The sequence below is a fragment of the Candidatus Tisiphia endosymbiont of Ptychoptera albimana genome, from assembly GCF_964026605.1.
In the GTDB taxonomy this organism is placed as follows: Bacteria; Pseudomonadota; Alphaproteobacteria; order Rickettsiales; family Rickettsiaceae; genus Tisiphia.
In genome coordinates this window covers 421,538-446,775 of record NZ_OZ032164.1, presented here as the reverse complement: position 1 = coordinate 446,775, position 25,238 = coordinate 421,538, and the positions used below count along the sequence as shown (strand labels likewise).

Here is a 25,238-nt window from a genome sequence, read left to right as displayed (position 1 = left end):
AAGAAGAGCTAGGAGTATCAAAGTCGAGCGGCGTAGCGTACATGAGTAACGGAGCAGCGGGTATCTTTAGACATGACAACGCCAATTCTTGAAGTTCTACCTGAGTATATAATCAAAAATTAAATTCTAATATGCGTATACCATCAATATTTAAGAAAATATTACTAATTATTCGCCAAAGTAGTCGTATAATTGTTAAATTAGTAATTATAGATCAATTAGTAAAATGGTATCTTATAGGTTATCTAAGAGGTAAAGCTGGTCTAACGCTAGAAATAACCAGCTTTTTAGATATGGTTTATATTTGGAATTATGGAATTAGTTTTGGAATACTTCGAAATTATTACCAGTATAGTAATATGCTTTTTATAGTTGTTAACTCTGCCCTTATAGCATATTTGTGGTATATCTTATTAAAATGTAAAACAATGCCAAGCTTTGTTGGTTATAGTTTTTTTATTGGTGGTGCTATTAGTAATTTGATCGACCGTTTTGTTCATGGGGCAGTATTTGATTTTATTTATTTTCACTATAAAGATTTTGGTTTCCCGGTATTTAATCTAGCAGATAGTTTCATTTCATTAGGTGCAATATTCTTATTGCACGATTATTATAAGACCAAGAAAACTGTTGAACAACAACAAGATGTTGAATATAATCACGCTCGATTGCAAACTGAAGCGGATAGGATTCGTGAACTTGATTTTAAGAAAAATATAAATTTATAAAGAGGATTGATATGTACTCAAATGATTTGGAGGATGGGGAAAACAAACAAGGGATAAGCGAACGCAAACAGTACAATAAGGTACGTGAGTACGCGAATACCCAGCAAGTATTTGCAAAAACCAATTCTTTAAAGCAGAAGAGTATGCGTATAATTTTTTTGTTATTTACTACCTTAGTAACACTGTCTGCCTGCAATAAAAAAGTAAAAGAAACAATAGGTATAGTGACACCTGGTCCTGATGAATATAGGGTACAACGCAATAAAACCTTAGAAGTTCCCCCTCACTATGAATTGCCTTCTATCGAAGAAAAAGATACAAAGAGCCACAAAATTCATTCTCCAAAAAATCTCAATGATGGAGAGCAAGCTTTAATAGATGACATGGAAAAATAATGCTATTATTTTAATATTATATAATTTTTTCACTTAGTGGACAAAAATTTTGATATATACTCGATTAAAATCAACAATTGCCGGAGTCTAAAACAAGGTGAGTGATAATAATAAAAGTGTTGTGTTAAATTTTGGTCCACAACATCCAGCTACCCATGGGGTATTAAGATTAATTTTAGAAATGGATGGTGAGGTTATCAATAAAGCAGACCCGCATATTGGACTGCTGCATCGTGGTACTGAAAAATTAATTGAGCATAAAACATACCTACAAGCTATACCATATTTTGATCGGTTAGATTACGTATCGCCAATGTGCCAAGAACACGCTTTTGCCTTAGCAGTTGAAGGATTGCTTGGCTGCAACGTGCCAAGACGAGCGAAATTTATTCGAGTGATGTTTTCTGAGCTTACTCGTATCCTGAATCACATACTGAATATAACAACACAAGCCTTAGATGTTGGTGCTACTACCCCTTTATTATGGTTATTTGAGGAACGCGAAAAAATTATGGAATTTTATGAGCGTGTCTCCGGCTCTAGAATGCATGCAAATTATTTTAGACCTGGTGGGGTTGCACAGGACTTACCAAATGGTATACTAGAAGATATAAATATTTTTGTTCAGCAATTCTCAAAAAAACTAGAAGACGTCGAGACTCTGTTAAATGACAATAGAATTTGGAAACAACGCTTAGTAGATATCGGAGTAGTAAGTCAAAAAGAAGCTATGGATTGGGGGTTTTCTGGTCCAATGCTTAGAGGCTCAGGCATTGCATGGGATATCAGAAAAACCAATCCGTATGATGTATATGATGAGCTAGACTTTGATATACCAATTGGCAAAAATGGTGATTGTTATGATAGGTATTTGGTGCGTATTGAAGAAATGTACCAATCGCTTAAAATTATACAGCAATGTCTTGAAAAAATGCCAAAGGGTGCTATTAAAACCGATGATCCTAGAATTGCACCACCCTCAAGAGAAAAAATGAAAGAATCAATGGAAGCCATGATTAATCATTTTAAACTTTACACTGAAGGATATGATGTGCCAAAAGGCGAAATATATAAATTTGTTGAAGCACCAAAAGGCGAGTTTGGTGTGTATTTATACTCTGATGGAACAAACAGACCTTATAGATGCCGGATTAAAGCCCCTGGGTTTGCCCATCTCCAAGGTCTAGATTTCATGTCAAAAGGACATTTGATGGCAGATGTGGTAACTATTATTGCCAGTCTTGATATTGTTTTTGGAGAAATTGATCGATGAATGATGAACCACTAAATTTCAGTTTTAATGATGAGAACTTAAAAAAAGCCCAAAATATCATTAAGAAATATCCTGAAAACAAACAAAAGAGTGCTATTCTGCCATTACTTGACCTTGCACAACGCCAAATGAATGGTTGGTTACCAAGAGGCTGCATAGAGTATGTAGCAAATTTTCTAAATTTACCTTTCATCCGAGCATATGAAGTTGCAACATTTTATACCATGTTTAATCTAAAGCCAGTAGGACGATATCATATACAAATTTGTGGGACTACTCCTTGTTGGCTAAGGGGTAGCGATAAAATTGTAACTATTTGTAAAAAAAAACTTGGTATTAACTTTGGTGAACTAACAAGTGATAAAAAATTTAGCCTTACAGAAGTTGAATGTTTGGGAGCTTGTGTCAATGCACCAGTTGTACAAATTAATGATGATTTCTTTGAGGACTTAGATGAAGAAAGAATGGCTAAGTTAATTGATAGCCTTACTTAATAGACTTGCTGCATAAATCAAAGATAGTTGAGGGATTTTTAGGAGAAACGAAGCCGAACACCGCAGCGTACACTGCTCGTAAATGAAGAGTTGGTAGACGATAGTATAACTTCAAGAAGAGCTAGGCAGTAGCAAAGTCGAGCAGCGGAGCGTACATTAGTACGTGAGCAGCGGAGGCGACTTCCGACGACAAAATCACCAACTAGATTGACTTATGCAGTAAGTCTAATATTTACAAAACATAAAGGAGTTTATATGACAAATAATTTTTTAACAGACCGGTTTTCATACGGAATTATCATGGGTTATTATGGACCAATCTGGTCCAATGAAGCACTTAACGATTATGCTGATTTTTGTGTTCAGTATGGACATAAATATTTTATCTATGCCCCCAAAAAAGACCTATTATTACGAGACAATTGGGCTACACCCTTTACTGACCAACAAATTCAACAGTTGAAACATCTTCGTGATAATTTTGAAAATCGTGGGGTTAAGTTTGGTATTGGTTTAAGTCCTTTTGGTCTTAATAGCTTGGACGATGCAGGAAAAGCAAAATTAAAAATAAAAATCGACCAAATTAATAGCATTAATCCGACTATCTTAGGAGTTTTCTTTGATGATATCGATAAATCATCAATTTATCCAGGGCTGGCAGTTGGACAAGTAAAAATTGCTGAATATATCGCAACAATCAGTACCGCTAAATCCTTTATATCTGTACCGACTTACTACAGTAATGACCAAATTTTACAACGTGCTTTAGGTCCAACCCCTCCAACCTATCTCAGTGACTTTAGTAAAATAGATCAGAAATTTTCTATATTTTGGACTGGTGAGCATATTATCAGTAGCGGATACGCTGAGGATGAGCTTAATGCTATTTCTAATATATTCAAACGTAAAGTAATATTGTGGGATAATTATCCGGTCAATGACACAGTATATTTAATAGATTATTTACGTATTTTTGCTCTAACAGCAAGACCTGCAAAACTTTCTTCTTGGGTCTCTGGAATTGCCTTTAATCCTATGTTGCAAGCGTATATGTCTATGATTCCAATGGCAACAGCAAAAAGTTTATTTTCTTCACCAGAATATAATCCGCGTCAAGCATATTTACAAGTACTTAATGAATTGTGTGGAGCGAAGCTTGCTCAAGCAATAGACCAAAATCTGCCATATTTTTTATGGCGTGGAATAAAGAGAACGGAGCCAGTGAATATTGAACGCATGCTTGATTTATTTGAATTATTCACTGAGCAGCGAGAGCAGAAATTTACCTCTGAAATTATTCAGTTGCTGAAACATCCTTGATCGTTAACGGTTGTTGATGAATCAGGAATAAGCTAGTCTCGCCGTCAGAAGTCTAGAGATATAATATCTAATATGTTTAGTGAGTAAAAAAAGATAGAGAATCCATAAGAAAATGCTATAATAAGGGCATAAACCTTATGGATTAGTTGATTTATGCCGATAGAAAATATAGAGAAATCACAAAGACAAGGATAACTTTTCGGTTATAAATTAACCGAGTAATTAAACCCTAATAACAAGCTATATAAATTAAGATCGTTAATAAATTGGTCTAGGGTGTGTCATCAATTAAGTTGACAAGAGTGTTTATGTGTTGTGTAATAGAGAAAAAATTAAGGATAAATTTTCTCTATGTGTCGATATGCACTACGTGACGATCAATGGGAGCGGATTAAAAATAACCTACCTGGAAGGGAAGAGTCTGTAGGTAGTACAGCCAAAGATAATCGCCTATTTGTAGAAGCAGTTTTGTATCGATATAGGGCTGGCATACCTTGGAGAGACCTACCTGAACGTTTTGGAGATTTTCGAGTGATTCACCTACGTCATTCAAGGTGGAGCAAGACAGGTGTGTGGAAAAAGGTTTTTGAAATGTTAGCTGAAGATGCTGATAACGAGTATGCCATGATTATACCTCTTTCGAAACTCGCTTGTGCTGAGGGATTTGAAGGAGACGCTTCACCTTGAACCGCAGCGTACTCTAATTCCGTTACGGATTCAAGTACCGCATCATTGTCCAAATCACCAGCAGAAGTAGAGTTTCGAAAGAAGTCTAATATCGAAAATTGAAATAATAAATTCTTGAACAATATCACTACTGGTTTAAACTTTCACTCTTTAAAGATAATTATTTATTACAATAGAAATTAAATTATTGACATCTAAACTACTTAGCATAGCATAAGAAATATGATATATAATTAAAGAGGTGTATTTATGCTACGCAAGGTGATTCTGAAGGAACTAATGAAATTGGATGTTTTAGGTACATTACAGCAACTAGTAGAATCAGCCAAATTACATCTTAAACAGGGCGATAAGAATAGTTGTATGACTGAGCTTGATAAACTAGAAGAGTATCTAGAAAATTTTCAAGATATTAGTATGATGCAATCAATGTTTGAAAAACATGCAATAGAACAAGGGCTAGAAAATGATGATATCCTAGAGATTGATAAACATAAACGAGATTTATAGCGGTAGATATATCTATAATAAGTATAATCTCAATTCTTATATCGAATTCAAGGGCAAATATACTCGAAGATTTGAAAAATAGGGACAATAAACAATGGGTGAACAACCAAGTGTAGATAATGAATACGCAAATTCCTCGCAAGTATTTACGAAGCCAATTCTTTAAATCATTCGATCCACATAACAACAATGTTAGTATTTTATTTTAATAATTTACTAACATGTCATGCACTTTTGACAGCCAATATCTCTTTTCCCCCTTCTAATTTGTTTATAGAACCGTGATATTGTTACAACCAAGACTTATTATTTCAATTTTCTGCATTATTTTTTCTTGCTATTAATTAACCAAATTATCACTATCTATTAGTATTAATAAATATATTAAGGTGAATAAATGATAGGATATCAGCAAGAACAAAGAAGCCTAACGAAAGAACAAAAAGAAGCTGTTGGATTGCTATCGATTGGGACTTTTTTGGAATATTTTGATCTGATGCTTTATGTTCATATGGCTGTACTGTTAAATGAGTTATTTTTTCCAAAAGCCGATCCTCATACTGCAGCAATTTATTCTGCTTTTGCTTTTTGTTCTACTTATTTATTAAGACCATTTGGAGCTTTGCTATTTGGCTGGATAGGAGATAATATTGGACGTAAGGCGACTGTTATTATTACAACTTTTATGATGGCTTTATCCTGTTTTGTGATGGCTACTCTTCCAACTTATGCTGAAGTTGGACTCATTGCTACTATATTAGTTACAATATGTCGAATTCTTCAAGGCTTATCATCTATGGGAGAATTTATAGGTGCACAATTATATTTAACTGAAATAACAAAACCACCTATCCAATACCCAGTAGTAGCATTAACCTCTGTCTTTTCTATATTAGGTGGTACATTTGCATTAGCTATTGCATCTTTTACAACGTTACATAATTTAAACTGGCGTATAGCATTTTGGTTTGGAGCAGGGGTAGCTATAATAGGTGTTATAGCCCGAACAACTTTAAAGGAAACTACTGATTTTGCTGACGCAAAAAGACGGGTGGAAAATATTTTAGGTGCCTCAAAAAAAGACTTAAAATCTAATCCTATATGGAAAGGAATTGTAGAAAAAAATAGTGATAGGAAAAACATAATAGCTTTGTTTTTTATGGATTGTGCTTGGCCAGTATGTTTTTACTTTGCTTATGTTTATTGTGGTAATATTCTTAAGCAAGATTTTGGATTCAGCTCAGAACAAATCATTCATCAAAATTTTATTGTTTCAATAATTCAATTAATAGGAATGTTAGTATTGACTTTTTTAAGTTATAAAGTTTATCCACCAAAAATCATCAAAGCTAAACTATGCTTGTTTATAATTGTTATGTTATTTACCCCAATGTTAATAACAAAAACATCTAGTCATTATACTATATTTTTTATTCAATGTTGTATAATGCTATTTGCCTGTGACTATGTGCCAGCAGTACCAATAACATATAGGCATATATCAATTTTCCGACGTTTTACTTATCCATCTTTTTCTTATGCTTTATCACGTGTTATAATGTATATAATAACTTCATTCGGACTGGTGTATTTAGTTGAGTTTTTTGGCTATATAGGATTATTAATTATAATGATACCTGTGGTTATAGGTTATAGTTTTGGTGTAATGCATTTTTGTAGATTAGAGAAAGCGGCTGGTAATTATCTTGATAAGAAAAATTAGTTGCATTTAAATCAATATCTGTCAATACATTAATAGTAGTATATGTGTGTATTAATTTTGATACGCTAGGTAACCCTAAATATTCTGCTAGAACTATGAAATACCGTAAGGTCTCTTCTATAATCTTTTTAGCTTTCTCCGGTGATTTAGCACTAACCGTTCGTATATTATGTAATCTGTCAAATAACTTAACTAAAAGCACATCATGTTTCTTTTCTTTATATAACATTTCGACCATTTCCGCCGAGCTAATCTTGCCATGAGGCTTAACCCTAGTCAAGTCTTGCACTTGACTAGCCACTTGACTGCCAAAAATATAGGCAATCATCTTTTCGGTAAGTGTTGTATCTTCAATGGTGTCGTGTAGTAATGCGGTAACAATCATGTCTGTTCTGAAATATTGTGGAAGCTCTAGGGCTGTGTACTGGGCAAGCATATAAGCCACTTCAATCGGATGCGAGTAATAAGGCTCACCAGACTGCCTAATTTGACTGCCATGATATTTTTTAGCATAGTAGATACCTTTTTTGACTTCATACATATCTATTGGTTGCTTTACTTTTTCATTGAGCAAAATTAATTCATTAAGCAACCTCTCAGCATATGCACAATACTGGTATCTTGAATTATCCCAATAGTTAATTTTTTCCATAGAAAACCATAATATTTTAATGCTAAAGTCATTATAAACTAGAATTTCGACTATTTAAAGCATTTAATATTTTTTTGTATAAAGATTTATGATATAATACAACCAATTCTAGATGAAGATTTATTAGCCTTTCTAGGTACATGGTTCATAGTAGTTGTGGTTGGTTTATTCTGATTTGACAGATTCTTTGTTAATTCTAATGCTTTGGACTTTAAATCTTTTTCTTTAGAAGTAGCTTTAGCACTTTTTTCAATAAAACAACTCTGTATTGGCTTGCCTGATGGTAGTTTGATGGCGTGATTGAATTTAGTTATTTGCTCATTAAATACCTTTAGATCCACTCCCTCAGCAGGAAGTTGAGAATGAGTCTTTTTTACTAATTTTACTAGTGCATCGATTTTAGGTTGCATAGATTTAGCAATTATTGGTTTATTTTCAGGTTTAACCTTATCAGCACAGTCTTGAGGTGTAAGCTGTAGTGCTGCACCATACATGAGATCTCTCATATAAGGATCTTTCTCTACACCAACACCTTGTCTAAAACACTTAAACAAGGAGAGAGGAGCTTTTTCACTACCTAAAGTTAATGCAAACCAAAATTCCATAGCAGCCATTTTCCAACTTGCATCTATTTTGCTTTGTGGTGCATCCTGATCTTCCATATCAGCAGCTAAGCCATAATAGTACTCTCCCCAACGGTGATGATGTTCAGAGGTAAGTTTATTTTGTGATGTTGATTTTGCCATAATAATACCTATTATTTATCTTTAAATCCTTTAATTCTGCTAATCTCTTCCACCTCTACCTTTGCTAGTATCTTTATCCTTTGGGTTATTAAGATTTATAGAATTTGTTCTTTGTAATTGAGTGTCCTTATTTTCTTTACCACTTAATATTCCCATATGTTTCTCTAACTTATAATCAGAAATTATTTGTTTTGTATCTAACTCTTGTTGAGATGCTGGAATGGCTAGGATTTTTGACGATAATGTACTTCTAGCTTTTGAAGGAGGCAAAGTAATAAAAGTTTGGGGCTGTTTTTCCATTGGAGTTAACTTTTTAGCCATTTCCTCTGGAGTAACATCGTATACCTTATGAAATACTTCCTCCCAAAATTGTGCCGCATCTTCGTTACATCTATTGTTCTCAGCTAACTCTTTATTAAGACAAATATTGTAAGCCTGTTGTTTTATTCCTTGCTTGTATGCTTTGTACTGATCTATTTTCTTATTAACTAAATTACAGTAATCTTCATGATGTTTTTTCTGATTAGCCAACAAGACTCTTTCCGGGTGATCCTCTGATAAATGCTTAACTTGCTCCTCACATTCCTCAATTTTCTTTATTTCATTAGAGTGATGTTCTCGTTCTATTTTAGCAAGCTTTTTAGTTAGCCGCATGTGTTTACTACGAGCGTTTTCTTCTTTTATTTGTTCAGGTGTTTTACTAAATTTCTGCTTTTCTTCCTCAGTAAGTTTCCGACCTGCTTTTGTAGCTTCAAAGATTTCGTGTAAACTTTCATTATCTTTCCTTTGTCTATTAAGAGAATCATCATAAAAAGAATCAAAAGCTTTATAAATGCCTTGAACTTTATGCTCTCTATCAATTTTTTCTTGTTCTTTTGCTAATCTTATGCCCTCATTGAAATCCACAACTTGGATTTGCTCAGTTGTTTCATAATCAAGAGTTTTACTTACTGCAGTTGCTATTAATTCTAGTATTCCAATATCTATCCCTAGCTGACTAGCCATTAAAGCTAAACTACCAGCATCAGCTATAATCAAAGCTAATTGCGTCCTTGAAGTAGCATTACGTACCCTCCCCTCAAGTTTTTCATACTCTTTTTTAATGAAATTCCTCTTAGAAGCATCATTATCTAAATCACTGGTCATTTTATATTTCACTTATATTTCACCATATTAGGGTTTGGTTAACTATTTTATTATTAAAACTAATACTAAATTATTAGTCAAGCATTCTTAAATTGTAATTATTATTAATTTCTAATATTTTTTTATCTATAAAAACAATATCCAATAATTCACTAGCATGGTATATGTGAATGATGGTCAATAACTCTCTGATCTCCCTTGATATTTTAGCAACATCTTCATTAGACTTACTGCATAAGTCAATCTAGTTGGTGATTTTGTCGTCGAAACTCGCCTCCGCTCCTCACGTACGTCTGTGTACGCGAAGGTAGCCGGCTTCGTTTCTCCTAAAAATCCCTCAACTATCTTTGATTTATGCAGCAAGTCTATTATTTATAAGCACTATGAATAGCAGCAACACCTAAAGTAAGATTCTTATAACTAACATCAGTAAAGCCGACATCTTTTAGCATAATTGCAAAACTCTCCTGCTCTGGGAATACATTAATACTTTCCACCAAATATTGATAAGCTGATTCGTTGTTTGCTATAATTTTACCAATCTTAGGAATAATATTAAACGAATAAAATTGGTATAATTGCTTCAGACAATCGTATTCCACTTTAGAAAATTCTAAACATAAAAATTTACCCCCAGGTTTTAGTACTCGATATGCTTCTTTTAAGGCATTGTCAATTTTTGCCACATTCCTAATACCAAATGCTATAGTATAATAATCGAAACTATTATCAGCAAAAGGTAAGCTTTCTGCATCAGCGATGACATACTCTAATCCCTGTAATATATTACTATCAATAGCTTTGTGACGTGCTACCTCCAGCATATCATGATTTATATCACACATTGTCAACTGCACTAATATATTTTTTGCCGATGCTCGCTTTATTATTCTAAAAGCTATATCACCTGTGCCACTTGCCACATCCAATATATTTGATTTTAAATTGGGAATTTGCCTAACAAATTCATCTTTCCACAAACGATGTACTCCCAAACTCATTAAGTCATTCATTACATCATATTTATTAGCAACACTAGAAAAGATATCTTTAACTAAATCTCTTTTCTGATCAAAGCTCACTTTTGAGAAGCCAAAATTTACTTGCTCAGATAGGTTATCATTATTTTTCATATTACTACTTAGTGCTAAGTTGTTTATATGTTATATTATGATATATAATGAATTATTAATAGTGTTAAAATGTAAAAATGCCAGAACTTCCTGAGGTTGAAACATTAAAACGTTGTCTAGAACAGCGAATAGTAGGGGCTACCATCAATAAACTCGATAAGAAACGAGATGATATACGCTATAAACTAAGCGATCAGTTAGAGTCAAATGTAGAGTCAGCAAGAATTGTAGCTTTAAGACGTAGAGCAAAATATTTGCTAATAGATTTGGATAATTATTATTCCATTATTGTACATCTTGGCATGACTGGTAGGCTGACCCTACAACCTAGTGATTATAGGCTACAAACGCATGATCACGTAGTTATATCTTTGACAACTTGCGAGAAATTAGTTTTTAATGATCCACGACGTTTCGGGATGATTTATAGTATGCTAACAAACCTTGCCCAAGAAAAATTTTTACTAAATTTAGGTGTAGAACCTTTGTCAAATGATATGTCTGATGAGTATCTAAAAACAAAATTATTGAATCGCTTTGTTCCGATAAAAAATTTATTAATGGATAATCGGATTATTGTCGGTGTTGGTAATATATATGCTTCTGAGAGCCTTTTTATTGCTAAAATACACCCAAGCAGACTGGGTAGTAGTTTGTCAAACAAGGAAGTAAGTAATTTGGTATTAGCCATTAAAAATGTTTTAACAAAGGCAATATCAGCAGGAGGTACTACTCTCAAAGATTTTGTTAGCGGTGATAGTAAACCTGGTTACTTCCAACAAGAATTACAGGTCTATGCACGAGAAAATCAAAAATGTCTAAACTGCGAGGGAATAATAAGGAAAATAAAACAATCCGGCAGAACTAGTTTCTATTGTTCTATTTGCCAAAAATAAGAGATATATACTCGGTGAACTTCAAGAATTGGCGTTGTCGTGTCTAAAGATCGAAGCTGCTCCGTTACTCATGTACGCTCCGCTGCTCGACTTTGACACTCCTAGCTCTTCTTGAAGTTATACTATCGTCTGCCAACTCTTCATTTACGAGCAGTATAATCAATTCAGGAGAATTGGATAGCAGGAACGATGGAACGAAGCCTCTAGATAATAGGGAAGCGATCGAAGACGACGTCACCAAATTCTCATCAATTGACTATAATCTAAAAAATCCTGTTTTATTTGCCCGTGAAATTATATAGAATAAACAATAAACTATGGTGTTTATTACCGTAATTATTGGGGTAATTGGTATGTCAAGATATAATGACACTACTAAGCCAAGGAAGTCTACAATTAAAGCTACGATAACTGAATTGATAATCATTTGTACTGGATTACTAGAAATCATCCTAGCAGTCATGGCTGGAATCAGCAAAATACTAGTAACGAGTAATGCCCCAACAATCTTAATAGTCAAGAATACTGATAAAGATAACAGTAACAAAAATGCCAATTCAATCGTTCTTACTTTCACCCCTTTAATTTGTGCAATATCTCTATTAATGACAATTAGAATAATTTGGCTATAGAAATACCAAACGAAAGAAATAACGAATATAAGTATAATTGATAAGGTTAATATATCATTTAAAGAGGCAGATAAAATATCGCCAAATAATAGGTTAGTGATCTTAATCTGTAGTGGGTACATATAACCTACTACTAAGGCTAAAGATAACATAAAACTTGATATTAACATTACCACGCTACTACCACCTGACCTATGTTTTAACGTAAACACCAAGATAGCAAATATAACGGCAACAACTAGTCCTGAATAAACAACAGGCAAATGGACAAGGATACTAATACTTCCAGCCAGTAAACTCGCGTGCGAAAGACCATCACCAAAATAAATATATTTTTTCCATAAGCTTATACAACCAAGAGGAGCAAAAATTAGACTGATTAGAATTATAGTTAATATTATTATAGTCATTTTATACGATTTTTGCTAGATAATTTGAGAATAGCACTTAGTGCTTCATGATTTCTATGGTATATTAGGAATGGATTCTATAACCAGTAAAGAAATATGTCTACAAAATCTTCTATTAATCAAATAGAACTAGAAAAGTTTAGTAAAATTTCTAGCGGGTGGTGGCAGGAAGATGGAGAGTTTAAAATTCTTCATCAAATAAATCCTATTCGTCTTGGTTACATAATAGATAAGATAAAAGATCATTATAATATAGATGATGATGTAGTACTACCTTCAAAATTAGATATTTTAGACGTAGGATGTGGCGGGGGATTAATTACCTCTGCTCTCTGTAAACTAAATGGCACAATTACTGGCATAGATGCACTACAAAGTAATATAGATATTGCGATGAAGCATGCTGAAGAAGAAAATTTGAATATACAATATCTTAAATCGACTGCTGAGGAATTAGTATACTCAAATAGCAAACAGTATGATGTGGTACTATGTTTAGAAGTTATGGAACATATAGACAATCCTAGTGATTTTGTAAAAAACCTTGCTAATTTAGTAAAACCAAATGGCATGATTATAATTTCAACAATTAACCGTACTGTAAAAGCTTATATGTTAGCTATTTTGATGGCAGAATACGTGCTTAGTTGGATACCCAAAAAAACCCATGACCATAGTAAATTTCTTAAACCATCTGAAATTTATTCTATGTTTAGTAAAAATAACATAGAACTTAAAGAACTTAAGGGCTTAACCTATAATATCGTCAATAGAAGTTGGCAGTTGAGTGATGATATAGAGGTAAATTATTTTGCTTATTTAACTAGACCTCTTGCAGAACTCGCTCTAGATTAACTTTCAAGGAAATATTATGACTATAATTACTAGATTCGCCCCCTCCCCTACTGGCTTCTTGCATATTGGCGGGGCAAGGACAGCATTGTTTAATTATTTATTTGCCAAACACCATAATGGCAAATTTCTACTTCGAATTGAGGATACTGATAAAACAAGATCAACCGAAGATGCAGTAAATGCTATATTTTCTGGTTTGAAATGGCTTGGCTTAGACTGGGACGGTGAAGTGATTTTTCAGTCTAAAAGAAATGATTTATACAAAAAAGCAGCTCTGAAATTACTAGATGAAGGAAAAGCTTATTATTGTTTTACACCTCAAGAAGAAATAGATCGGCAGCGAGATAATGCTATAGCTAATAAACAACATTTTTTATTTCAAAGTCCTTGGCGAGATGCTGACCCTTGTAACTTTCCGAAAGGTTATCAATCCACAAAAGCAGTGATTAGGCTGAAAGCTCCAAGAACTGGCTATACAACTATCCATGATGCTTTACAAGGGGATGTTACCATTGAAAACTCCCACCTAGATGATATGGTGCTGTTACGTAGCGATGGAAGTAGCACCTATATGTTGGCGGTAGTAGTGGACGACCACGATATGCAGATTACCCATATTATCAGGGGGGATGACCATTTAACTAACGCTGCTCGTCAAATCATACTTTATCAAGCCTTTGGTTGGCATGTACCACATATGGTACATATACCGTTAATACATGGTGATGACGGGGCAAAATTATCTAAAAGACATGGAGCTCTTGGAATAAAAGCATACCAAGATATGGGATATTTACCCGAGAGCTTGTGTAATTATTTACTAAGGTTAGGATGGAGTCACAAAGATAATGAGATTATTTCAAGACAACAAGCTATAGAATGGTTTAACATTGAAGGCCTTGGCAAATCACCTTCTCGTCTTGATTTTGCCAAAATGGATAATTTAAACGCTCATTATCTACGTCAGCTTGATGCTAAGCTATTAACAAAAATGATTTGTGAGAATTTGCAAAAAACTTATAAAATCACCACGGAAGAAACGGAATATATTAAGCAAGCAATGCCAAACTTGAAAATAAGAAGCACAAATTTAGTCGAATTAGCTGAACTAGCCAAGATTTACTTGATTAACGTTCCTATTATCTACTCTGAGGAAGCCAAAGAGATAATCAAGAATTGTGATAAAAATTTGCTAGAGCAAGTTATTGAGGAATTAAAGAATTTACAAAATTCTGATAAAGACTCAATTCAAATAAAATTTAAAGAAATAGCCAAGAATAATAATATTAAACTTGCAGATCTCATGCAATCCATTAGATCTCTAATAACAGGCATGACTGCTTCCCCAAGTATTTTTGAAATTATCGCCATAATTGGTAAAGAAAATGCTATTGCTAGGTTGAAATGTACTCAAATGATTTAATAGATTTAAATGATCCTATGAATGGGGACAATAAACAAGGGGTGAGCGGACTAGCTATACACGAAGTACGTGAGTACGTGAATTCCCAGCAAGTATTTACAAAGAAACAATTCTTCAAAGTAGAAGAGTATATATTTCATAACCTAGTTGGAACATATGCTATTACGAGAATTTTAGGCAATTATGGTACAGCTAAAGGAATCGCTTACTTTATAGAAGATAAAGGACATAGCTCAGCTCATTCACGTATATTATACAGAGAGGAGCTTGATGTTGAATATTATGGTAATACCAATAGGGTAAAAGCTTTTAAGGAGTATCTATACTCTCTAGAGCAAAACAAAATTGTTAAATATTTTGTTAATGAAAATAACAATGGTTTATTTTACCAATTACATTTTATCTCTAATATTCCTTTTCAGGATAAAGTTCAGGCTAAAGGTACACATCAATGCAACTTGGATATTTATCAAGCTAATTACACATTTTTAAATAAGAATTCTTTTGAACTGAGTTATAAAGTTTTAGGTCCTAACAAAAATTATACGATAAAAACTAGTTTTACTAGAATAGCTTGAACTCAATATAATGTAACATTACCGTACCTTCAATGTCACCCTAGGGCAGTTTAAAGGTATAGCACCCTACATTTTTCTATAATCGTCATATATGGACGAAGTCCATTGATGGGTTTTGGGCGGAGTCCATACCATCATCGCGAGCCACAAAGTGGCGTGGCAGTCCAAATAAACAGCTTGCTGTTTTATTTTTTGCCACTGCAATTTTTGGATTGCCACGTCGCCGCTTGCAGCGACTCCTCGCAATGACGATTTAACAACAGCACTTCGCTAATAGACTTTTTTAACTCACAACTGTTGTGCTTTCACGGAGATAACAGCTCTGTATAACTACAACTGTAATACTAGTTTCTTCTATTACCAAAGAATCTTAGAAGATTTAAGAACAAATTAATAAAGTCTAAATACAAATTAAAAGCGGCCATTATGGACATTTTTTGCCCTAACTCTCCACCTCCAGACATAAAATACATAGACTTAATTTTTTGAGTATCCCATGCAATAATACCCATAAATATACCAACCCCAATGAGAGATGTTGCAAAATATATAGCTGAGCTTTGTAAAAATATGTTGACTAGTGACACAATGATAAGACCAAATAACCCCATGATAAGAAATGAACCCATTGATGTCAAATCCCTATTGGTAGTATAGCCATAAAGGCTCATTGCGCCAAAAACAGATGCACAAATAAAGAAAGTTCGAGCAATTGACTCTCCTGTATAGATAAATCCGAGGGATGCCAAAGATATACCAGTTAAAGCAGCATAAACCCAAAACAATACTTTAGTAGTATCTAAACTCATTTTGCCAAATCCCATAAAGAAGTACAAAGCAATTCCCACAGGGGAAATCATTACCAATGTCCCCAAGCCGGTATAGCCCATGAACTGTCCATTTGCTTCAATTTGAAATAAAAGCCTAGTTAATGGCTCAAATGATATAGTAGCAAAAGCCATCATTCCAGTTAGCACAAGAGCTAACGCCATATAATTATAGACCTTAAGCATATATTCTCTCAGTCCGACATCATATGTTTTCTGAGTAGCAGTAAAAGTCTTTGTGTAATCAATCATAAGAAACCCCATGAGTCATGTTATTATTTATACTATAATAGTATAAGCTTCATACCTTTTCTTTTCAAGAAGAAAATCGTGAAATATTTATTTAAATTATCATGAAACGTTTATAAAAGCAAAGAAAAGATTAGAGAAGAAATTTTATAATTTAGTTTCCTAGATTAATAGACTTATGCAGTAAGTCTATTATTAGCACTTCTATTTTTAGATAAATTATCTTCCAAGTCAGCTAGATAGCCCTTGTCTATATCATCTTTTATGTCAAATGTAAGATTTATAAAATTAAAAGTAGATATCGATCCTATGAGTTTTTATTAAATTATCTTTTTAAACCACTAGATGGCTCATGTTTTTTGCCTATATTTGGTGTATTGGGTGCATTGGGTGTAGCATTACTTTGAGATGTGGAAGCCATATATGGAGACATAGCTTTTCCCAGATCTTTTATTAACTCTGCTTGCATTTTTTGGTTATCTTTATATCCTAGTGTAACTTTTTTAGGAGCAACGGACGATAATCTATCTGTTGTTACATCTTGACCATGAAGAATTGTCATATCTAGTGGGTCAGGATGTGAGTTATCATTACCTAAAATTGTCATATCTAGTGGGTCAGGATGATCTCCAATTATTGTATGCATTTCTACCCCTTCTTCTGAACTAGGAGTAAGTGTGTCTACGAGATTATACTCTCGTAGATATCTTGCCTGCATTCTCTGTAATGGACTAGGCGCATCTAGAATATTATTAAGCCGTGCATACGCTCCTTCCAGGTCTTCATTACCTACTACTGATGTCAAAAGTGATTCTGTTACATTCGGAGCAGCAGCATTCTCTAATGGCAGAGCGTCGTCTCTTACTGTTCTGTCGAACCATTTCTCATTTGGTGGAGGTAGCTCGCCTTGTTGCACTACTTCTGATTTATTTGCTGGTTTATGATTGACAAGAAATTTGACTATATCAGTATTAGCAATTTTGTATATCATTAACGTTCCGTCTGTATCAGGAGTACGCAGGTCAAATGAGTAAGATTCCTTAGAGTCTGTCACTAAGTTCTTAAAAAGATCTTTCCACTTGGGATCTGGGACAATACATTCCCAAACTAGGTTATTAAATTCTTTCTGACTTTCTTTATCAAGACCATTGGAAACTTTAATTTTAATTATAGTATCAAATAATTTTTGAGCATACACTGCTTTCTTATTATTTTGCTCTTTATCCACGAAGTTAATTGAGTGTACGTTGTTACTATGTTGCAACATTTTTGCAAAATCTGCAATAACTTGTTCTGGAATATCAGCAGAAGCTAAAGAAATTTTAGTAGAGTCTCGATTCAAAAGAGGTTGTGGTAAATATACCATGCCATCTATTCTAATTTCGTTATGATCTAAATTTATATCAGTAATAGTAGAATTATTAGTAAGAAGTGTTGCAACTTCTTTAGCTCCTTCATCTCCTAGATAATTATTCGATAGATCAAGATCAGTAACAGTTTCATTATGATCAAAAGCGGATGACAAAGCTCCCATGCCCTCACTTCCAATTTTGTTATTACTTAACTTTAGAATCTTAAGCTTAGTACTATTCTGAATAATGCCTGCCACTTCCTTAGCTCCGTTATCTCCCAAATCGTTACTAGATAAATTAAGCTCGGAAATTGGATTTTCTATAATAGCCTCTAATATCTCTTTGTCCAATTGAACCTTACTATTAGATAAATCAAGAGCATCGACATTCTTTTTTCTTAGCTGTGTTATTAATTTTGCTTTTTTTTTTAGGATTTCTCAGGTCTATGTTCTTGTAACTAACAGAAACTGGTTTTGGGTTGGATATATTTTTCATAAGAAACCTTAATTAATTAAAATTAACTATGCTTTTTATCACTTTGTCAAGATAAGATAACAAATATGACAAGAATAATTTAGGTTGTATGAACATTTCTATCTAATGGTCTTATAGATCGTTATTTCCGTTCTCGAATTTGTAACGGAATTTAGTCCAAGGCAATAGACTTACTGCATAAGTCAATCTAGTTGGTGATTTTGTCGTCGAAACTCGCCTCCGCTCCTCACGTACGTCTGTGTACGCGAAGGTAGCCGGCTTCGTTTCTCCTAAAAATCCCGAAAGCTTCTTTGATTTATGCAGCAAGTCTAATTTAGTTATTTACATGATACAAAGATATTGCTATTTTGTCTACAAAACTTTAAAAAATATGATCTAATTTTTAGGGATTTAATGCCTCTGTGGTGGAATGGTAGACACGGTAGACTCAAAATCTACAGCTCAAAAGGCGTGCTGGTTCAAGTCCGGTCAGAGGTACCATCGTATAACTTCAAGAAGAGCTAGCTGTGCGTACATGAGTAACAGAACAACTTTGATCTTTTTAGGGTACGATGACCTTAATTCTTGAAGGTCTAGCTGAGTATCATATACAAAAACAATTATTTAGGCAATGAAGGTTAATTACATCCAATGAGCACACATAACAATATTAATGACGTTGTAGAAATTACAGCACAAAGTGGTGCATCAGTTTTCTCTATGATATCATCCGCTGATATTATAGGAAAATCTGTAATGATAATTTTGGTAATCGCTTCAATTTGGGCATGGACAATAATTATAGATAAGATAGTTCATTTAGTTCAAATAAGAAAAAAAATTGCAACTTTCGAAGCTACTTTTTGGTCTGGAGCAGTTTTAGATCAGTTACATGAAACTATTAAAAGAACAATGAATAATCCTCTTGCTGCAGTTTTTGTAGCAGCTATGAACGAATGTAAACGCCAAAATCCTAATAACCTTAGTGATGTACTTAAAATTAGCCATAAAGAGCGAATAATACAATCTATGTACTTGATAAGGAATCGTGAACTTGAAAGATTAGAACAGAATTTAGGTTTTTTGGCAACTGTTGCTTCTAGCACACCATTTATAGGGTTATTTGGTACTGTTTGGGGGATTATGCATAGTTTCCAATCTATTGCAGCATCAAAAAATACCTCACTTACTATCGTAGCTCCTGGCATTGCAGAAGCTCTACTTGCAACAGCAATAGGTCTATTTGCAGCAATTCCGGCAGTGATTTTTTATAACTACCTTTCTTCACAAATAATTAAGATTAATAATAAAATTGATGATTTCATTAATGAGCTTAGTTCTATACTATCAAGAGCCATAGATGAAGGGAAAATGTAATGGCTATACAATTACCAAATTCAAACAATCAAAGATCTAGACGTAATTTAGTCAGTGAGATCAACGTTACACCACTCGTTGACGTCATGTTAGTGCTATTGATCATCTTTATGATAACCTCTCCAATGCTAGTGTCCGGTATTAATGTTGATTTACCAGAAACAACTTCTAGCCCCCTGTCAGGGCAAGATGAACCGTTAGTGATTAGTATTAACAATAAAGGAGAATTATATTTATTGGAATCTAAAATAGAGAGACAAAATTTAGCTACTAAGCTAACTAATATTACAAAAGAAAAAAAAGATATTAGAATTTTTGTAAGAGGCGACAAAAATGTGCCATATGGCGAGGTAGTTAGCGTTGTATCTGAAATCCATGCAGCAGGCTTTTCTAAGGTAGCACTAGTTTCAAATATTAAATATAATGAAAAATAATAATATTTTTTCTATTTCTTTTATTTGCTCCGTAGTACTTCATTTACTAATAATATATTTTTTCTTATTTGGTCTTCCATCATTGTTTAAAAAATCTCCTGAAGAACAAGTAATAGTTTTTGAAATGTTACCAATTAATACTAAATCTAATATACCCAATAAAACCAAACAACCTGAAAAAGCTATAGAAAATCAAGATGCAAAAAAAGTAGAACAAAGCAAACCTGATGATACAGAAGAGAAGAGACCCTTAGAGAAGCCTCTAGAGAAACTTCTAGAAGAAAAGAAACCTGTAGATACAAAGCCTATAGAAGAAAAGAAACCTATTGAAGACAAGCTTCCTATCGAGGAAAAGAAGATTATAGATAAAAAACCTATAGATACAAAGCCTATAGAAAAGAAGAAGCCTGCAGAAGAAAAAAAACCTGTAGAAACAAAGAAGCCACTCGAGAAAAAAAAGAAAATTCCTAATAAAAGTGACTTAGATTCTTTGCTTAAAAATTTAGAACAATCATCTGAAGGGTCGAGTGCAAAATCAAATAAACAAGCTAGGTCCAAAGAAAATAAAGAAACCCAAGAATCAAAAGGTCCTTACGATGATACATTGCCTCTTTCCATCAGTGAAATATCTTTAATTAAACAACAAATAGAGAGAGTATGGAGTAAACCTATTGGGATACAAAACCTTGAGCAGCTACGGGTAACTTTGTATATAGCTTTAAATCAAGATGGCAGTGTCAAAGAAGTAAAAGTCAAAGAAACAATATGCCCAAATATAACAAAAATAGCTTGTGACGCTCTATCTGACAGTGCAATGAGGGCAGTATGGCAAGCAAGTCCTATTAATAATCTAGACCCTCAGCGTTACAATAGCTGGAAAGAATTTAATTTTCTTTTTGATCCAAGTATGTAAAATATTTGCATAATTATTATATTTTTCAAGATTTATACTTAGTGCTAGTCAAATTTCCTCTATATTAGTATTAATTTTTAGATTTGGGATTAGGATAAAACCAAATAAAGAGTACGGCAAATAATAAAGATAGGTTTAGTAGTAAATTCCATTCTGTCATAGATATATCAAATAATTTAACTGCCGGTTTTGTACAAGTTGCAATAGGTTGGCTATAAAATATTTCTTTAATATCTTGAATGGATAAGTGCTTTGGAATATGGATTAAAGTTGAACAAAGACTACTTGGTTCAAATATCCCTCTTTCCACTCCACTATGATAGCCTGCTAATATGCAAGCACCTAATAAATTTAGAACGATAAAAAATAAAGTATATTTGCTGATTTTCTTAATAAGAATCGCTACAACTGAAATCTTGATTATAAATAAATATGGGAATCTTTGATAAATACACAAAGGGCAAGGTGAAAAATGTAATATATATTCGACAAAATAAGCCAAAGATAAGGCAAAGATGCATGTACAAATTAGGGTTATATGTAAAACTCTAAAACTATCTTTGCGAATAAAATGGACAATAGAAGAAATTAGCATAAGTAAATATTATTTTTTTAAGTCGCTATTGTCTAGGAATATTACCAAAAACTCAAGAGATAAATTTATAAATTTACAGAAAACTACGTATATTATATACTGCTCGTAAATGAAGAGTTGGTAGACGAAGGTCAACTTCAAGAAGAGCTAGGAGTGTCAAAGTCGAGCAGCGGAGCGTACATTAGTACGTGAGCAGCGGAGATCTTTAGACACGACGACGCCAATTCTTGAAGTTCACCGAGTATATTCAATATGCGAAATCAAACTATATGGAAATGGATATTATAGATGTCAGAATTAGAAATTTTAGAAGATGCCGTTAAATCAAACGCTTGGCCTTTTTTAGAAGCAAAAAAAATATTAGATCAACTGGGTGGAAAAACTCCAGCTAAAGGTTATGTATTATTTGAAACTGGTTATGGACCGTCAGGGATACCACATATAGGTACATTTGCAGAAGTTGCTAGATCTATAATGGTGCAAGAAGCATTTAAACAACTATCAAATATCCCAACTAAGATTATCTGTTTTTCTGATGATATGGATGGTTTGCGTAAAGTCCCAAATAATATCCCAAATCCTGATATGGTGGCATCACATATTGGCAAGCCTTTAACATCTATTCCCGATCCTTTTGGCGAATGTGAAAGTTATGGACATTATATGAACGCTAAGCTTCGCTCATTTTTAGATAGATTTGGCTTCAAATATGAATTTTTTAGTAGTACAGAATGTTATAAATCCGGTTTATTTGATCAGATGATGCTTAAAGTCATAGACAAATATGACGAAATAATGGCTCTAATGTTACCAACTTTTCGAGAAGAACGACAGGCAACTTATTCACCTTTTATGCCAATTTGTCCAAAAACCGGTATTGTATTACAAGTACCTATTGCAAAAATTGATCGCTTAGCTGCTACTATTACCTATAAAGACAATGAAGGGAAGTTTGTGGAAGTTCCTGTGACAAAGGGATATTGTAAGCTGCAATGGAAACCTGATTTGGGTATGCGGTGGGCTGCCCTGCAAGTGGATTATGAAATGTATGGTAAGGAGCATATGCCTAATGCTAGGTTATATTCTGAGATTTGTCGAATTTTAGAGGGGATTCCACCAGTACAATTTTTTTATGAATTATTTCTTAATGAAAGCGGAGAGAAAATCTCTAAATCTACAGGCAATGGCATTACTGTTGATCAATGGCTGCAATATGCACCGATGGAAAGTATGTCGTTATTTATGTACCAAAATCCAACAAGAGCCAAACGTTTACATTTTGATGTGATACCTAAAAATGTTGATGAATATATTACCTTCAATAAAAAATATCATTTAGAACTAGATCAAGTAAAGCGTTTTGCCAATCCAGTACATCATATTCATCACGGGAATGTGCCTAATATCGAAACTTTTGGCATTAGTTTTAGCTTATTGCTAAACCTTGCATCGGTTTGCAATCCTGAAGATAAATCGGTACTTTGGGGATTTATCAGTAAGTACGCCCCGAGTGCAACGAAACAAAATGCCCCGTACCTTGATCATTTGACAGATTTTGCCACTCGTTATTATAATGACTTTATTAAAACTAATAAGTGCTATTTAGTTCCTAATGATCAGCAAAAAATTATCTTACAAGAAATTATCGCTATGTTAAATGTTTTGCCGGGAGATATTACTTCCGAGCAAATTCAAGAGAGGATTTATGATATAGGTAATAATCATGGCTATAGTAATTTACGGGATTATTTTAAAGAATTATATCAAATATTACTTGGGCAAACTGAAGGACCAAGACTTGGGTCTTTTATTAAGCTTTTTGGTATTAACGATTCTATAAATTTAATTCAACAGAAACTAGTTTAATCTTAAGTGTCGATGTAAGACTAGATAATCAAGTTTTTTAGAATTATTAAAAGATACGTCTATTAGCGAGGAGTCGCGAAAAGCGGCGTCGTAGCAATCTTTTGAAGTAATACTTGTCCCTACTTCACAACAAAATTGCCGCGTTGGCGATTCCATCGCCTCTCCTCGCTAATAGACGTATAAAGAAGCTGTATTTACTAACTTTCAACAGAGTTGTAGGATGATATTGTTTTGACGCTAGTACTACAACTATAGTAGTATAATTTTATAAATTAATATCAGTTTGCAACTTAATTTTGTTTTTATAATCTTTCTCAAAACATTTTGCCATAAAATATGCTAATATCGCAAAGAACATAAGATATATGATTGGCAATAATTGAAAATTTAGGTATCTCATTAATATTAAACAAACAGAATTAGCTGTACCAGACATCAACATTGACCCAATATTATGACCAAGACTTACTGCACGATAACGATCATTGACAGCAAAAGCTTTTGTCATGATACCATGAGAAAGAGCATTGAAAGGAGCAACAAAACATGCTAGCATTAAACAAGAGCCCAAAGCTAGATTAACCATCTGATAGTTAACGGATATAATAAATAATAGACTAGATACAATAGTACCAAATAAGCTAAACTTAAATACTAACATTTGACTAAGCCGGTCTGCAAGTAAGCCAGCAATAGGCATAGGAATAGCAAAACATATGGTTATTAAAACTGAAAATGTACTGATAATGAAACTAGTTTGCGGTAGGATCATAGGCAAATATTGTTTCATAAACATAACGGATATTTGATAAGTCGCACCAAATCCACCAGCAAGAAACACTGCCATCAAAATAACTCGCCACTGCTTCTTAATTAAAATAGCTAAGCTTTGCGTCTTCGTTTTACTGTCTTGATTCTTTTTAAATTCCGGTGTTTCATCAAATGTTCGGCGAAAATATAAAACGATTAAAGCTAAAGGTAAACTAAAGAAAAAAGGAATACGCCAACTCCAATCTGGAAAAATATGGGCATTAAAAAAATTGGTTGCCCCATTCCCTAGTAATAAACCTACAACCCCAGTACAACGAGTTATTGCTGAAGCTGTATATCGGTATTTTTCTCCTAAATGTTCTATAACATAAATAGCCGCTCCATCATATTCTCCACCTATAAAAAAACCTTGCATAAAGCGACACAAAGCCAAAATTATTGCACCCCACACACCAATAGATGAGTATTCTGGCAGGAAGCCTATAACCATCGTAGGTATTCCAATACCTATGATGGTTATACTTAATGCAGCTTTACGCCCATACAAGTCTCCGATACGACCAAAAATCAGTGATCCCATAGGTTTTGATAAATATGCTATCGCATAAATAGCAAAAACATTTATTAGATTAGTTAGATAATCAGTATTTGGAAAGAATTTTGCTACCATAATACCAGCAGAGAAACCATACAAACCATAATCATAATATTCAACTATTGTACCTAGAAATGCTCCGATAATTTTATTTCTTGTTTTTTTTTTCACTATATACTGCTCT

Annotated in this window: 26 protein-coding genes, 1 tRNA gene and 1 pseudogene; 17 read left to right on the top strand and 11 right to left on the bottom strand. The window is 33.4% G+C overall.

Going from position 1 to position 25,238, the window contains the following annotated elements:
- Window positions 1-131: 131 nt before the first annotated feature.
- From lspA to AAGD36_RS02085, 8 genes and pseudogenes are all read left to right on the top strand, one after another.
- Window positions 132-728: a signal peptidase II gene (lspA, locus tag AAGD36_RS02120; protein WP_410521240.1), complete on the top strand. Its 597-nt coding sequence runs from the start codon at window positions 132-134 to the stop codon at window positions 726-728.
- Window positions 729-739: 11 nt separating this feature from the next.
- Window positions 740-1,123 carry a hypothetical protein gene (locus tag AAGD36_RS02115; protein ID WP_375331771.1) on the top strand — a complete coding sequence of 128 codons (384 nt, stop codon included), beginning with the start codon at window positions 740-742 and terminating at the stop codon, window positions 1,121-1,123.
- Window positions 1,124-1,220: 97 nt separating this feature from the next.
- Window positions 1,221-2,396 (top strand): NADH dehydrogenase (quinone) subunit D, encoded by a 1,176-nt coding sequence (gene nuoD, locus AAGD36_RS02110; RefSeq protein WP_341755737.1) that lies wholly within the window; start codon window positions 1,221-1,223, stop codon window positions 2,394-2,396.
- The gene (nuoE, locus tag AAGD36_RS02105) at window positions 2,393-2,890 is read left to right on the top strand and encodes an NADH-quinone oxidoreductase subunit NuoE (protein ID WP_341755736.1); all 498 of its coding nucleotides are present in this window, start codon (window positions 2,393-2,395) and stop codon (window positions 2,888-2,890) included. The genes nuoD and nuoE overlap by 4 nt, the downstream gene beginning before the upstream one ends.
- 255 nt (window positions 2,891-3,145) lie before the next feature.
- Window positions 3,146-4,210 carry a beta-N-acetylglucosaminidase domain-containing protein gene (locus AAGD36_RS02100; protein ID WP_341755735.1) on the top strand — a complete coding sequence of 355 codons (1,065 nt, stop codon included), beginning with the start codon at window positions 3,146-3,148 and terminating at the stop codon, window positions 4,208-4,210.
- Between the two features lie 351 nt (window positions 4,211-4,561).
- Window positions 4,562-4,840: pseudogene (locus AAGD36_RS02095) on the top strand (transposase); the annotation flags it as partial.
- Between the two features lie 306 nt (window positions 4,841-5,146).
- Window positions 5,147-5,407: a hypothetical protein gene (locus tag AAGD36_RS02090; protein ID WP_341755734.1), complete on the top strand. Its 261-nt coding sequence runs from the start codon at window positions 5,147-5,149 to the stop codon at window positions 5,405-5,407.
- A 397-nt stretch (window positions 5,408-5,804) separates the two neighbouring features.
- The gene (locus tag AAGD36_RS02085) at window positions 5,805-7,130 is read left to right on the top strand and encodes an MFS transporter (RefSeq protein ID WP_341755733.1); all 1,326 of its coding nucleotides are present in this window, start codon (window positions 5,805-5,807) and stop codon (window positions 7,128-7,130) included.
- On the opposite strand, the gene AAGD36_RS02080 is transcribed toward AAGD36_RS02085, so the two are convergent.
- The 5 genes from AAGD36_RS02080 to ubiE all read right to left on the bottom strand — a co-directional run bounded on the left by AAGD36_RS02080 (window position 7,051) and on the right by ubiE (window position 10,807).
- Window positions 7,051-7,782, bottom strand: a complete 732-nt coding sequence (locus AAGD36_RS02080; RefSeq protein WP_341755732.1) for an HD domain-containing protein — start codon at window positions 7,780-7,782, stop codon at window positions 7,051-7,053. The genes AAGD36_RS02085 and AAGD36_RS02080 overlap by 80 nt on opposite strands.
- An 86-nt stretch (window positions 7,783-7,868) precedes the next feature.
- Window positions 7,869-8,528 (bottom strand): hypothetical protein, encoded by a 660-nt coding sequence (locus tag AAGD36_RS02075; RefSeq protein ID WP_341755731.1) that lies wholly within the window; start codon window positions 8,526-8,528, stop codon window positions 7,869-7,871.
- 39 nt (window positions 8,529-8,567) lie between these two features.
- A complete protein-coding gene (locus AAGD36_RS02070) occupies window positions 8,568-9,674 on the bottom strand; it encodes a hypothetical protein (RefSeq protein WP_341755730.1) in 1,107 nt (368 codons plus the stop codon).
- Between the two features lie 177 nt (window positions 9,675-9,851).
- Window positions 9,852-10,037, bottom strand: coding sequence for a hypothetical protein (locus tag AAGD36_RS02065; RefSeq protein WP_341755729.1), 186 nt, complete (start codon window positions 10,035-10,037; stop codon window positions 9,852-9,854).
- 5 nt (window positions 10,038-10,042) lie between these two features.
- Entirely contained in the window at window positions 10,043-10,807 is a 765-nt protein-coding gene (ubiE, locus tag AAGD36_RS02060) for a bifunctional demethylmenaquinone methyltransferase/2-methoxy-6-polyprenyl-1,4-benzoquinol methylase UbiE (RefSeq protein ID WP_341755728.1), read from the bottom strand.
- A gap of 77 nt (window positions 10,808-10,884) precedes the next feature.
- Here ubiE and mutM point away from each other — a divergent pair, with 77 nt between their 5' ends.
- Window positions 10,885-11,703: a bifunctional DNA-formamidopyrimidine glycosylase/DNA-(apurinic or apyrimidinic site) lyase gene (mutM, locus tag AAGD36_RS02055; RefSeq protein WP_341755727.1), complete on the top strand. Its 819-nt coding sequence runs from the start codon at window positions 10,885-10,887 to the stop codon at window positions 11,701-11,703.
- A 256-nt stretch (window positions 11,704-11,959) separates the two neighbouring features.
- Here the strand turns inward: mutM and AAGD36_RS02050 are convergent, their stop codons facing one another.
- Window positions 11,960-12,745 carry a metal ABC transporter permease gene (locus AAGD36_RS02050; RefSeq protein WP_341747497.1) on the bottom strand — a complete coding sequence of 262 codons (786 nt, stop codon included), beginning with the start codon at window positions 12,743-12,745 and terminating at the stop codon, window positions 11,960-11,962.
- 96 nt (window positions 12,746-12,841) lie between these two features.
- On the opposite strand from AAGD36_RS02050, the gene ubiG reads away from it, so the two are divergent.
- Genes ubiG through AAGD36_RS02035 form a run of 3 tightly spaced genes read left to right on the top strand, consistent with a single transcriptional unit; the run spans window position 12,842 to window position 15,601 of the window.
- Window positions 12,842-13,600 carry a bifunctional 2-polyprenyl-6-hydroxyphenol methylase/3-demethylubiquinol 3-O-methyltransferase UbiG gene (ubiG, locus tag AAGD36_RS02045; RefSeq protein ID WP_341755726.1) on the top strand — a complete coding sequence of 253 codons (759 nt, stop codon included), beginning with the start codon at window positions 12,842-12,844 and terminating at the stop codon, window positions 13,598-13,600.
- 13 nt (window positions 13,601-13,613) lie between these two features.
- The gene (gene gltX / locus AAGD36_RS02040; RefSeq protein ID WP_341755980.1) at window positions 13,614-15,023 is read left to right on the top strand and encodes a glutamate--tRNA ligase; all 1,410 of its coding nucleotides are present in this window, start codon (window positions 13,614-13,616) and stop codon (window positions 15,021-15,023) included.
- Window positions 15,005-15,601 (top strand): DUF6314 family protein, encoded by a 597-nt coding sequence (locus AAGD36_RS02035; RefSeq protein ID WP_341755725.1) that lies wholly within the window; start codon window positions 15,005-15,007, stop codon window positions 15,599-15,601. Before gltX ends, AAGD36_RS02035 begins: the two co-directional genes overlap by 19 nt.
- Window positions 15,602-15,945: 344 nt before the next feature.
- Here AAGD36_RS02035 and AAGD36_RS02030 read toward each other — a convergent pair whose 3' ends face one another.
- The 3 genes from AAGD36_RS02030 to AAGD36_RS02020 all read right to left on the bottom strand — a co-directional run bounded on the left by AAGD36_RS02030 (window position 15,946) and on the right by AAGD36_RS02020 (window position 18,830).
- The gene (locus AAGD36_RS02030) at window positions 15,946-16,680 is read right to left on the bottom strand and encodes a Bax inhibitor-1/YccA family protein (RefSeq protein ID WP_341755724.1); all 735 of its coding nucleotides are present in this window, start codon (window positions 16,678-16,680) and stop codon (window positions 15,946-15,948) included.
- A gap of 322 nt (window positions 16,681-17,002) precedes the next feature.
- Window positions 17,003-18,379, bottom strand: coding sequence for a hypothetical protein (locus AAGD36_RS02025; protein WP_341755723.1), 1,377 nt, complete (start codon window positions 18,377-18,379; stop codon window positions 17,003-17,005).
- A 256-nt stretch (window positions 18,380-18,635) separates the two neighbouring features.
- Window positions 18,636-18,830 (bottom strand): hypothetical protein, encoded by a 195-nt coding sequence (locus AAGD36_RS02020; RefSeq protein ID WP_341755722.1) that lies wholly within the window; start codon window positions 18,828-18,830, stop codon window positions 18,636-18,638.
- Between the two features lie 89 nt (window positions 18,831-18,919).
- Between AAGD36_RS02020 and AAGD36_RS02015 the strand changes: the two genes are divergently transcribed.
- From AAGD36_RS02015 to AAGD36_RS02000, 4 genes are all read left to right on the top strand, one after another.
- Window positions 18,920-19,004, top strand: a tRNA-Leu gene (locus AAGD36_RS02015).
- Window positions 19,005-19,154: 150 nt separating this feature from the next.
- Complete coding sequence (gene tolQ / locus AAGD36_RS02010) at window positions 19,155-19,880, top strand: protein TolQ (protein WP_341755721.1); 726 nt, start codon at window positions 19,155-19,157, stop codon at window positions 19,878-19,880.
- Entirely contained in the window at window positions 19,880-20,314 is a 435-nt protein-coding gene (gene tolR / locus AAGD36_RS02005; RefSeq protein ID WP_341755720.1) for a protein TolR, read from the top strand. Before tolQ ends, tolR begins: the two co-directional genes overlap by 1 nt.
- Window positions 20,304-21,227 (top strand): cell envelope integrity protein TolA, encoded by a 924-nt coding sequence (locus tag AAGD36_RS02000; protein WP_341755719.1) that lies wholly within the window; start codon window positions 20,304-20,306, stop codon window positions 21,225-21,227. Before tolR ends, AAGD36_RS02000 begins: the two co-directional genes overlap by 11 nt.
- A gap of 70 nt (window positions 21,228-21,297) precedes the next feature.
- Here the strand turns inward: AAGD36_RS02000 and AAGD36_RS01995 are convergent, their stop codons facing one another.
- Window positions 21,298-21,822 (bottom strand): disulfide bond formation protein B, encoded by a 525-nt coding sequence (locus AAGD36_RS01995; protein ID WP_341755718.1) that lies wholly within the window; start codon window positions 21,820-21,822, stop codon window positions 21,298-21,300.
- 288 nt (window positions 21,823-22,110) lie between these two features.
- Between AAGD36_RS01995 and AAGD36_RS01990 the strand changes: the two genes are divergently transcribed.
- The gene (locus AAGD36_RS01990) at window positions 22,111-23,688 is read left to right on the top strand and encodes a lysine--tRNA ligase (RefSeq protein WP_341755717.1); all 1,578 of its coding nucleotides are present in this window, start codon (window positions 22,111-22,113) and stop codon (window positions 23,686-23,688) included.
- A gap of 265 nt (window positions 23,689-23,953) precedes the next feature.
- Here the strand turns inward: AAGD36_RS01990 and AAGD36_RS01985 are convergent, their stop codons facing one another.
- Window positions 23,954-25,228, bottom strand: a complete 1,275-nt coding sequence (locus AAGD36_RS01985) for an MFS transporter (protein ID WP_341755979.1) — start codon at window positions 25,226-25,228, stop codon at window positions 23,954-23,956.
- Window positions 25,229-25,238: the final 10 nt, after the last annotated feature.